The organism is Streptomyces sp. NPDC004111, from assembly GCF_042874215.1.
Lineage (GTDB): Bacteria > Actinomycetota > Actinomycetes > Streptomycetales > Streptomycetaceae > Streptomyces.
In genome coordinates this window covers 180,245-190,690 of sequence record NZ_JBIAMU010000016.1, presented here as the reverse complement: position 1 = coordinate 190,690, position 10,446 = coordinate 180,245, and the positions used below count along the sequence as shown (strand labels likewise).

11 protein-coding genes are annotated in these 10,446 nt (G+C 71.5%); 9 read left to right on the top strand and 2 right to left on the bottom strand.

Annotation, left to right across the window (positions count from 1 at the left end; all coding sequences use genetic code 11):
* Window positions 1-472 precede the first annotated feature (472 nt).
* From infA to ACFYVL_RS29325, 8 genes are all read left to right on the top strand, one after another.
* Entirely contained in the window at window positions 473-694 is a 222-nt protein-coding gene (gene infA / locus ACFYVL_RS29360; RefSeq protein WP_003956442.1) for a translation initiation factor IF-1, read from the top strand.
* 58 nt (window positions 695-752) lie between these two features.
* Window positions 753-866, top strand: a complete 114-nt coding sequence (gene rpmJ, locus ACFYVL_RS29355; protein WP_003956441.1) for a 50S ribosomal protein L36 — start codon at window positions 753-755, stop codon at window positions 864-866.
* A 204-nt stretch (window positions 867-1,070) separates the two neighbouring features.
* Window positions 1,071-1,451, top strand: coding sequence for a 30S ribosomal protein S13 (gene rpsM, locus ACFYVL_RS29350; RefSeq protein WP_189821097.1), 381 nt, complete (start codon window positions 1,071-1,073; stop codon window positions 1,449-1,451).
* 74 nt (window positions 1,452-1,525) lie between these two features.
* On the top strand, window positions 1,526-1,930 hold the full coding sequence (gene rpsK / locus ACFYVL_RS29345) for a 30S ribosomal protein S11 (RefSeq protein ID WP_003948617.1): 405 nt from the start codon (window positions 1,526-1,528) through the stop codon (window positions 1,928-1,930).
* A gap of 193 nt (window positions 1,931-2,123) precedes the next feature.
* Entirely contained in the window at window positions 2,124-3,146 is a 1,023-nt protein-coding gene (locus tag ACFYVL_RS29340) for a DNA-directed RNA polymerase subunit alpha (protein ID WP_185028035.1), read from the top strand.
* Between the two features lie 126 nt (window positions 3,147-3,272).
* Window positions 3,273-3,758, top strand: a complete 486-nt coding sequence (gene rplQ, locus ACFYVL_RS29335; protein WP_389250087.1) for a 50S ribosomal protein L17 — start codon at window positions 3,273-3,275, stop codon at window positions 3,756-3,758.
* Window positions 3,759-3,876: 118 nt separating this feature from the next.
* Window positions 3,877-4,755 carry a tRNA pseudouridine(38-40) synthase TruA gene (gene truA / locus ACFYVL_RS29330; protein WP_389250084.1) on the top strand — a complete coding sequence of 293 codons (879 nt, stop codon included), beginning with the start codon at window positions 3,877-3,879 and terminating at the stop codon, window positions 4,753-4,755.
* Between the two features lie 174 nt (window positions 4,756-4,929).
* Window positions 4,930-5,736, top strand: a complete 807-nt coding sequence (locus ACFYVL_RS29325; protein ID WP_389250082.1) for a hypothetical protein — start codon at window positions 4,930-4,932, stop codon at window positions 5,734-5,736.
* A gap of 60 nt (window positions 5,737-5,796) precedes the next feature.
* Here the strand turns inward: ACFYVL_RS29325 and ACFYVL_RS29320 are convergent, their stop codons facing one another.
* Both ACFYVL_RS29320 and ACFYVL_RS29315 read right to left on the bottom strand, forming a co-directional pair.
* Entirely contained in the window at window positions 5,797-6,741 is a 945-nt protein-coding gene (locus tag ACFYVL_RS29320; protein WP_389250079.1) for a hypothetical protein, read from the bottom strand.
* A 208-nt stretch (window positions 6,742-6,949) separates the two neighbouring features.
* The gene (locus tag ACFYVL_RS29315) at window positions 6,950-8,437 is read right to left on the bottom strand and encodes a hypothetical protein (RefSeq protein WP_389250077.1); all 1,488 of its coding nucleotides are present in this window, start codon (window positions 8,435-8,437) and stop codon (window positions 6,950-6,952) included.
* A gap of 105 nt (window positions 8,438-8,542) precedes the next feature.
* Between ACFYVL_RS29315 and ACFYVL_RS29310 the strand changes: the two genes are divergently transcribed.
* Window positions 8,543-10,162: an ABC-F family ATP-binding cassette domain-containing protein gene (locus ACFYVL_RS29310; RefSeq protein ID WP_389250075.1), complete on the top strand. Its 1,620-nt coding sequence runs from the start codon at window positions 8,543-8,545 to the stop codon at window positions 10,160-10,162.
* The last annotated feature ends 284 nt before the right edge of the window (window positions 10,163-10,446 follow it).

Genomic DNA, 10,446 nt, shown 5'->3' with positions numbered 1-10,446 from the left:
GTGAGGCGCCCCCGGGCGCCGAGCCCGCGAGTGCCGCGTCGGGGATGAGTCGGCGGCAAGGCGAAGCTGGCGGAGCACGGAATCGTGGCGGCACCGGATCCGCTGGCCTGAGGCAGGCGCGGGTCCAGGGTCCCGCCGGTCGGAGGCCGGCGCAGCGGCGCGAAGCTTGTGAGGCGCCCCCGGGCGCCGAGCCCGCGAGTGCCGCGTCGGGGATGAGTCGGCGGCAAGGCGAAGCTGGCGGAGCACGGAATCGTGGCGGCACCGGACCCGCTGGCTTGACGGGCGGCGGTCCGGGGCACTGGTCGCATCCGTCGGAGTGAAAGCCGCATAACGATCATCAGGGTTGGGCAAACTTGACGGATTCGTCTTTTCGGGTGGCCTGACGTAGACTGACTCGTCGGCTCTCGTGCATCCGTATGCCTGCATATGTGATGGGAGAGTTGATCAAGGTAGCCGATTCGAAGGGCGAAGCGTGGCCAAGAAGCAAGGTGCCATCGAAATCGAGGGCACCGTGATCGAGTCCCTCCCGAACGCCATGTTCAAGGTGGAACTTCAGAACGGTCACAAAGTCCTCGCGCACATCAGCGGCAAGATGCGTATGCACTACATCCGCATCCTCCCGGATGACCGGGTCGTCGTGGAGCTCTCTCCCTACGACCTGACGCGTGGCCGGATCGTCTACCGGTACAAGTAGATCTTGCCGCGCCCCTTCCGGGGGGCGAATGGCACTGACCCGGAGAACCTGACATCCCATGAAGGTCAAGCCGAGCGTCAAGAAGATCTGCGACAAGTGCAAGGTGATCCGCCGTCACGGCCGGGTCATGGTCATCTGCGACAACCTGCGCCACAAGCAGCGCCAGGGCTGACGCACGACCTCTCCTGCATCTCGCAGTTCTTCGCGCGACGCAAGCAATTCGTACATACGCAGAGCACGTCCAGCCCTCTCGGCGATGACTGGCGGCACCTCCGGCGGGGGCCGGGGACCCGGACGTACCACGCCCACCTCGGTGGGATCGGCGGTCGGGAGCAGCTCTGTGGAAGACCCCCGAAATAACAACTGGAGCCATTGAATGGCACGCGTTTCCGGTGTTGACATCCCGCGCGAAAAGCGCGTGGAGATCGCACTCACCTACGTCTTCGGTATCGGGCGCACCCGGTCCAAGGAGATTCTCGCCGAGACCGGCGTGAACCCCAACACCCGCGTTCGTGACCTGGCCGAAGAGGACCTGGTCAAGATCCGCGAGTACGTGGACGCCAACCTGCGCACCGAGGGTGACCTCCGTCGCGAGATCCAGGCCGACATCCGCCGCAAGGTCGAGATCGGCTGCTACCAGGGTCTGCGTCACCGCCGCGGTCTCCCAGTCCACGGTCAGCGCACCAGCACCAACGCGCGTACCCGCAAGGGCCCGCGTCGCGCGATCGCCGGCAAGAAGAAGCCGGGCAAGAAGTAGTCCTTAGCGGACACGCTTACCAAGCGGTCTTCGCTGTAGGACCGACCACCTCCCTCTCCATCTGGAGTTAAGACATGCCCCCCAAGGGACGTCAGGGCGCTGCCAAGAAGGTGCGCCGCAAGGAAAAGAAGAACGTCGCTCACGGCCACGCGCACATCAAGAGCACGTTCAACAACACGATCGTGTCCATCACGGACCCGACCGGCAACGTGATCTCGTGGGCCTCCGCCGGCCACGTGGGCTTCAAGGGCTCGCGCAAGTCCACCCCCTTCGCCGCGCAGATGGCCGCCGAGTCGGCCGCCCGCCGCGCGCAGGAGCACGGCATGCGCAAGGTCGACGTCTTCGTCAAGGGTCCCGGCTCCGGCCGTGAGACCGCGATCCGCTCCCTCCAGGCCACGGGCCTCGAGGTCGGTTCGATCCAGGACGTCACCCCGACGCCCCACAACGGCTGCCGTCCGCCGAAGCGTCGCCGCGTCTGACCCCGCGCGGCTCCGCCGCACGAGGGACGCCGTGTGCGTCTGATTTGCCCGCCTGCCGGTTCGCGGGTACGGAGACCGACCTCCGTGCCCGTCCGGCTCGCGGTTCCGGGCGGTACAGCTCCTAGGGGCCGTACCGCCCGTACCCTTGTGGTAGTTGGCGTCAAATAGTGGGCGCCAAGAACAAAGGAACCCCATGCTTATTGCTCAGCGCCCGTCGCTGACCGAAGAGGTCGTCGACGAGTACCGCTCCCGGTTCGTCATCGAGCCGCTGGAGCCCGGCTTCGGTTACACGCTCGGCAACTCCCTGCGTCGTACCCTCCTGTCGTCCATCCCGGGTGCCGCTGTCACCAGCATCCGGATCGACGGTGTCCTGCACGAGTTCACCACCGTGCCGGGCGTCAAGGAGGACGTCACCGACCTCATCCTCAACATCAAGCAGCTGGTCGTCTCCTCGGAGCACGACGAGCCGGTCGTGATGTACCTGCGCAAGCAGGGTCCCGGCCTGGTCACCGCTGCCGACATCGCGCCCCCGGCCGGTGTCGAGGTGCACAACCCGGACCTGGTCCTCGCCACGCTCAACGGCAAGGGCAAGCTGGAGATGGAGCTGACCGTCGAGCGCGGTCGCGGCTACGTCTCCGCCGTCCAGAACAAGCAGGTGGGCCAGGAGATCGGCCGTATCCCGGTCGACTCCATCTACTCCCCGGTGCTCAAGGTCACGTACAAGGTCGAGGCGACCCGTGTCGAGCAGCGCACCGACTTCGACAAGCTGATCGTCGACGTCGAGACCAAGCAGGCCATGCGCCCGCGTGACGCCATGGCGTCGGCCGGCAAGACCCTGGTCGAGCTGTTCGGTCTGGCGCGCGAGCTCAACATCGACGCCGAGGGCATCGACATGGGCCCGTCCCCGACGGACGCCGCCCTGGCCGCCGACCTGGCGCTGCCGATCGAGGAGCTGGAGCTCACCGTTCGGTCGTACAACTGCCTCAAGCGCGAGGGCATCCACTCGGTGGGCGAGCTCGTGGCCCGCTCCGAGGCGGACCTGCTCGACATTCGCAACTTCGGTGCGAAGTCGATCGACGAGGTCAAGATGAAGCTCAACGGCATGGGCCTGGCCCTCAAGGACTCGCCCCCCGGGTTCGACCCGACCGCCGCCGCCGACGCCTTCGGCGCCGACGACGACGCGGATGCCGGTTTCGTGGAGACCGAGCAGTACTAAGAGCTTCACCCCGGGTGCGCTCCCCTCGTGTGGAGCGCGCCCGGCACAAACTGCCCGTGAGCGTCCGCTCGTGGGGTCCTGACACCGGTACCTGATACGGCCGGTGCAGATTCAAGGAGAAACACCATGCCGCGTCCCGCCAAGGGTGCCCGTCTGGGCGGCAGCGCCGCGCACGAGAAGCTGCTCCTCGCGAACCTCGCGAAGTCGCTCTTCGAGCACGGCCGCATCACGACGACCGAGGCCAAGGCCCGCCGCCTGCGCCCCGTCGCCGAGCGTCTCGTCACCAAGGCGAAGAAGGGCGACATCCACAACCGTCGCCTGGTGCTCCAGACGATCACGGACAAGAGCGTCGTCCACACGCTCTTCACCGAGATCGCCCCGCGCTACGAGAACCGCCCCGGTGGTTACACGCGCATCACCAAGATCGGCAACCGTCGTGGCGACAACGCCCCGATGGCCGTGATCGAGCTGGTCGAGGCCCTCACCGTGCAGCAGAACGCTGTGGGCGAGGCCGAGGCCGCCACGAAGCGCGCCGTGAAGGAAGACGCCGCCAAGGCCGAGCAGGCCGAGGTCGTCGAGGACGCGAAGCCCGAGGGCGACGAGTCCAAGTAGTACCTCGTACTGCTGAGTTGTACTGGACGGGCCCGTTCCCAGGTTTCTGGGGGCGGGCCCGTTCTGCTGTGCGGGGCCCTTGTGGGTGCGTTGTTCGTGGTGAGCGTGGAGGTTGGCTGTGGCTGAAGAGGTGGCGGAGGGCTGCGTACGGGTGAGGCTGGACCTCTCGTACGACGGCAAGGACTTCTCCGGGTGGGCGAAGCAGCCCAGCGGGCGGCGGACCGTGCAGGAGGAGATCGAGACGGCGCTGCGGACGGTCACCCGGTCGGAGACGAACTTCGACCTGACGGTGGCCGGGCGGACCGACGCCGGGGTGCACGCGCGCGGGCAGGTCGCGCACGTGGACCTGCCGCGGGAGGTGTGGGCGGAGCACGAGGAGAAGCTGCTGCGGCGGCTCGCGGGGCGGCTTCCGCACGACGTACGGGTGTGGAGCGTGGCCCTCGCGCCGGCCGGTTTCAACGCGCGGTTCTCGGCGATCTGGCGGCGTTACCAGTACCGGGTGTCCGACCACCCGGGCGGTGTCGACCCGCTGATTCGCAGTCATGTGCTGTGGCACGACTGGGTGTTGGACGTCGACGCGATGAACGCCGCGTCCGCGAAGCTGCTCGGCGAGCACGACTTCGCGGCGTACTGCAAGAAGCGGGAGGGCGCCACGACGATCCGCACCCTCCAGGAGCTGTGGTGGCAGCGCGGGGCGGACGGGGTGGTCACCGGGACGGTGCGGGCCGACGCCTTCTGCCACAACATGGTGCGCTCGCTGGTGGGCGCGCTGCTGTACGTCGGCGACGGGCACCGGGACGCGGACTGGCCGGCCCGGGTGCTGGCGGCCGGGGTGCGGGACTCGTCGGTGCACGTGGTGAAGGCGCACGGGCTGACGCTGGAGGAGGTGGCCTACCCCGCGGACGAGCTGCTGGCGGCGCGGGCGGTGGAGGCGCGCAACGTGCGGACCCTGCCCGGGGCCGTGGCGGGTGGGGAATCCGGGGGCGGTTGTTGCTGAAGTGGTGAGGGTGGAGGGCCTTTCCTGAAGGGCTTGTGCGGTCCTTGAGGCTTGGCGAGTCCTGGCCCGGGGCATTGTCAGTGCGCCGTGGGATGGTGTTGGGGAGACATCGACTCGGGTGGCGCACGGGTGCTCCGGGGACTCGCGGAAGGGACTTCGAGGGGGGCGTTTTTGATGACGGGGGCCAAGAAGCGCGGGCTGGTGGTGCTGTTCGTCGCGGTGCTGCTGTTCGTGGTCGGGGTGCTGCCGCAGGTGCTGGAGAAGGGCGGCGGCGAACAGCGGGTGGGCTCCGCGGGGGCCGCGTTGGGCATCCCCCGGGCGGCGGAGACCCCCGGCGGGTCCGGTACCTCCGGATCGTCCGGGACGGTGCCTTCGGGCGGCGCTTCGGGGAAGTCGGCGGGGGCCGCTTCGGGAGGCGCCGCGAGCGACCCGCCGGACGGGGGCGAGCGGGAGGACGAGCCGGACGCCGCGGAGCGGGCCGAGGCCTTCGCCGCGGTACGGGCCGGGGACTGCCTCGCCCTCTTCGACACGGGCAAGGGCTGGAACACCCGGATACCCCAGAAGGTCGGCTGCGCGGGGGAGGCGGGGCTGAGCAGGGTGAGCGCGGTGCGCACCGGCTGGAGCGCCTGTCCCACGGGCGACGGGCTGTCGTACGTGGTGAGCGTGACCGACGAGCGCAAGCGGGTGCTGTGCCTGACCCGGCAGTACCGGCCGGGGTACTGCGTGCTGGGGGAGAAGCGGACCGAGGGCGGCAGCACGAGCATGCGGCTGGGCTCGATGACCGCCACCGACTGCTCGGGCAAGGTGCCCGCGGGAGCCGCTTCGTACAACACGGTCCTGCAGATCACCGGGGTGTACGGGCCGGAGACGGGGCGGCGGCCGGGCGCGTGCGCGCGGGCCTCGGTGGACCGCACGTTCTACTGGTCCTGGCAGGTCGACGGGGACGGGACGCTGCTCTGCACGACGGTCTACCGGGGGTAGGACCGACCGCGGTGGCGGGCGGCCCGCGTCGCGGGTGCCGTGGGGCTTCCGCGGTGCCCGTCAGCGGCGGGTGGCCGCCCACAGGAGCGCGCCCGACGCGGCCAGCGCGGCGAACGAGGCGCCGCCCAGCCCGTACAGGAAGGGGAACCAGACCACCGCGAGCAGCAGGCAGTATCCGGCGGCCACCACGGAGAGGCCGATCTGGAGGAGGGCCGGGCCGCTGCGGTTGAAGCGCACGACGATGGCGATCAGGACCGCCGCCCACAGGAAGGCGCGGGGCTGGTCGAAGGTGAGGATGCGGGCGAGTTCGGTGACCGCCTGGTACCAGTCCTGCTTCATCAGGTCGGCCTGGGTGCGGGCGATCTCGCGCAGCTCGGTGGAGCCGCCCGCGGCGAGCTGGGCCGGGGAGAGGTTGCTGACCGTGGCCCGGAAGTACTCGTAGACGGCGAGCAGGGTGAAGCCGAGGGCGTGCAGGACGCCGGTCGTGAAGCCGGTGGCGCGCCGGCGGCGGGCGGCGTCGAGGGCGTCCTCGTCCAGCGCGGCCGGGTCCGGGGCGGGCGGCTCGTCGCCGTCGGAGTACTGGCGGTGCTGGTTGAACTGGGGCACGGGGTGCGCGCCGGAGTCGGCGCGGGCACGGGCGGGGGGAGCGGCCGACCGGTCCGTACCGGGTCCGGTGCCTTGTCCCGTACGCGTGCCGGTGCCGGGGCCTGTGCCAGCACCCGTACCTGTACCGGTGCCCGTGCCTGTGTTCCGGGCGGGGCGGCCCATTCCCGGGTTCCTCGGGGGGCCGGGCGGGCCCGTGCGCAGGGCTGTGGTGGGCGGGTCCTGGGCCGGGCCGGGAGGCGTGGGCGGGGCGTAGGGACTGGCCTCCACGCTGGGCCAGGGGGAGCGGGAGCGCTCGGAGGAGCCGGAGGACGACTGCTCCGGGGAGTTGACGGGGGTTTCCTCGGGATCGCCGTCGGGGGCGGGCGTCGTCGGGCGGTCCTTGTCGCGGTCGGTGTTCATGTGGTTCAGCCCCCGGGATGTGGCGGGCCGGTGCCGCCTCGGCGGCCAGGGTAGTCAGGGGGCGGGTGGGTTGCCAGGGGCTTGGGGCCGAGGGTGTGGCGGGGCCGGTGGGGCGGTGTGCGGGGGCGCCGGGGCGGGTGGTCCTGCCCCGGCGGATGTCCGGTTGGTGCGGTTGTGCGGTTGTTCGGGGAGAGGAGGGGTTGAGGGGTCAGCTGCGGAGGGTGCCGTTGGAGGCGGCGGCCGAGGCCTGGGTGCGGCCTCGTTCGACGATGCGGAGGAAGGCGTACTTGGCGGCGTCGTCGCCGAGGACGAAGACCGGCTTGTCGTTCGTCGTGACGTTTCGCTTGTTGTCGGTGAAGCCCGCGACCGTGAAGTAGGCGTACCGGCCGTAGGAGTTGGCGGTCTTGCGGCAGATGGTGCCGTTGCGGCAGAAGGTGGGGACACCCGCTCCGGGCAGCGAGGCGATGCCGTCCTTCACCTCGTTCTTCGCCTTGAGCGCCTCGGCCTCGGTCTTGAAGACCGCGACGCCGACGGTCACCGCCGCGCCGCCCTGGGAGAAGGTGGCGCGGATGACCTGTCCGCAGCCGTTGCGGTTCAGGATCGCGCCGAGGGCGCCCTGGGTGGCGGCGGCACAGCTGGTGGTCCGGTTCGTGGCGCCCTTGGCGTACGAACGGCCCTCCAGGGTCAGGGACTTGCCGGGAAAGAGGGTGTCCGCGCTGAGCGGCGCCTTGTCCTTCTCCGCGCTGGAGATGAACTCCTTGGGGTCCGGCGGGGGCGGCGGTGCCACCGGTGAGAAGGACGGGGTCGGCGCGGTCGACTCCTTGGGCAGGGACTCCGGGGAGGGGAGCGCGGAGTTCTTGCCGTCCGGGGACGAGGGGCTGCCCGCCGAGACGACCGCGGTGGCCACCAGCGCGCCCACGACGAGCGTGGCCAGTACACCGCCGCCGATGTAGAGGAGGCGCTTGCGGCGGGTGCGGGAGGCGGCGGCGTCCGCGAGGGCCGCCCAGTCGGGGGTCGGGCCGGAACCGGGGGCGGACCCCGGCCCGCCGCCCGTGCCGGTACCGGTGCCCGGCGCTCCCGGCCCGCCGGTGGGCGGGGCGGCGGCGGACGGGACGGACGGCAGCGGGGGCAGGTCCGCCGGGGGCCGGGCCGGTGAGCTCTGCACGAGCTGGACCGGGGGCATCGGCGCGGCGGGCTGGCGGGCCGGCTGGCCCTGCGGAGCCGGGTTGTCCAGGTACGGGTTCGGCCCGGCGGGCTGGGCGTGCGGGCCGCCGTACGGGGGCGGGGCGGGCTGCTGGGCGTGCGGGCCGCCGTACGGAGGCTGCGCGGGCTGCTGGGCGGGACCGCCGCCGTACGGGTGGGGGCCGCTTCCCTGCGGGGCCTGGGCGCCGCCGTACGGGTTCGGGGTGTGCTGCGGGGCCTGGCCTGCGTCCGCGTACGGGTTCGGGGTGTGCTGCGGGGTGCCGGGGGCGCCGTACGGGTTCGGCTGCGGGGTGCCGTAGGCGCCGGGCCGGGCCTGGGCGCTCTCGTGGCCGCCGGGCGCGGGCCGCGCGGGGTCCCGCGGGTTCGGCTCCTGCTGCGGGGCGGCGGGGTCCGGTACGGGCGGTGTGGGGGAACTGACCTGTCGCGATGGGTCGTTGTCGTGCGGGGGCTGTCCCGCGGGGCCGCCGGAGGGTCCCCCATGCCCGAAGCTCATGCCGCGCATCCTAACTACTGGGGCCGGCGGTGCCGCCCGGCCAGTTCTGCCCCCGGCGTCGAAATCCGGTTGGGGTGCGGTCCCGGGGGCGGTGAGAATGCTCGTATGGGACATCTAGAGGTCGGACACATCGAGTACTACTTGCCGGACGGGCGGGTGCTGCTCGGTGACGTCTCGTTCCGGGTGGGAGAGGGCGCCGTGGTGGCGCTGGTCGGGGCGAACGGGGCGGGCAAGACCACCCTGCTGAAGATCATCTCGGGGCAGCTCCAGGCACACGGCGGCTCGGTCACGGTCGGTGGCGGGCTCGGTGTGATGGGTCAGTTCGTCGGGTCGGTGCGCGACGAGCGGACCGTGCGCGACCTGCTGGTCTCGGTCTCCCAGCCGCGGATCCGGACGGCCGCCGCGGCCGTCGACAAGGCCGAGCACCTGATCATGACGGTCGACGACGAGGCCGCGCAGATGGGCTACGCGCAGGCGCTCAGCGACTGGGCCGAGGCACAGGGGTACGAGGCCGAGACGGTCTGGGACATGTGCACCATGGCCGCGCTCGGCGTGCCGTACGACAAGGCGCAGTTCCGCGAGGTGCGCACGCTCAGCGGCGGTGAGCAGAAGCGGCTCGTGCTGGAGGCGCTGCTGCGCGGGCCCGACGAGGTCCTGCTGCTCGACGAGCCGGACAACTACCTCGACGTCCCCGGCAAGCGGTGGCTGGAGGGCAAGCTCAAGGAGACCCGCAAGACGGTGCTCTTCGTCAGCCACGACCGGGAGCTGCTGTCGCGGGCCGCGGAGAAGATCGTGAGCGTGGAGCCCGGTCCGGCGGGTTCGGACGTGTGGGTGCACGGAGGCGGCTTCGACACGTACCACCAGGCGCGCACGGAGCGGTTCGAGCGCTTCGAGGAACTGCTGCGCCGTTGGCAGGAGGAGCACGCGCGGCTCAAGGCGCTGGTGCTGCGGCTGCGCAACCAGGCCGCGATCAGCCCCGACATGGCGTCGCGCTACCACGCGATGCAGACGCGCTTCCGCAGGTTCGAGGACGCGGGTCCGCCGCCGGAGCCGCCGCGGAAGCAGGACATCCGGATGCGGCTGCGCGGCGGGCGTACCGGGGTACGGGCGCTGACCTGCGAGGGCCTTGAGCTGACGGGGCTGATGAAGCCCTTCGACCTGGAGGTCTTCTACGGCGAGCGGGTCGCGGTGCTCGGGTCGAACGGCTCCGGCAAGTCGCACTTCCTGCGGCTGCTGGCGGGCGAGGACGTCAAGCACACCGGGGCGTGGAAGCTGGGGGCGCGCGTGGTCCCCGGGCACTTCGCCCAGACGCACGCGCACCCGGAGCTGCTGGGGCGGACGCTGGTCGACATCCTGTGGAGCGAGCACTCCAAGGACCGCGGCGCGGCGATGTCGGTGCTGCGGCGGTACGAGCTGGAGCGGCAGGGGGACCAGGCCTTCGACCGGCTGTCCGGCGGGCAGCAGGCACGGTTCCAGATCCTGCTGCTGGAGCTGTGCGGGACGACGGCGCTGCTGCTCGACGAGCCGACGGACAACCTGGACCTGGAGTCGGCGGAGGCGCTCCAGGAGGGGCTGGAGGCTTACGAGGGGACGGTGCTGGCGGTCACCCATGACCGGTGGTTCGCGAAGTCCTTCGACCGGTATCTGGTGTTCGGGTCGGACGGGGTCGTGCGGGAGACGGCGGAGCCGGTGTGGGACGAGCGGAGGGTGGAGCGGGTGCGGTAGGGGTGTGTGCGGGGGTACGGGGGTGGGGGCGCGTCCGGGGCGGGGCGGGGGGTGCGGCTCCGTCGGGGGCCGCCCCCTTGCCCGCCCGTTCCGCCCCCGGGGGCGGCCCCGTCGCCCAAGGGGGCGGCGGCGGCCCCGCCGCCCGAGGGGGTGGGTGGGGGTGGGTGGGGGAGGGCGGGTCCGTCGCCCGAGGGGCGGGGGCGTTTTGACCCGGGTGGTGGGGGGCGGGTAGTGTCGGGGGTTGTTATACGTATGGGTGTCGCTCTCACGCGAAGAGCCCGTGC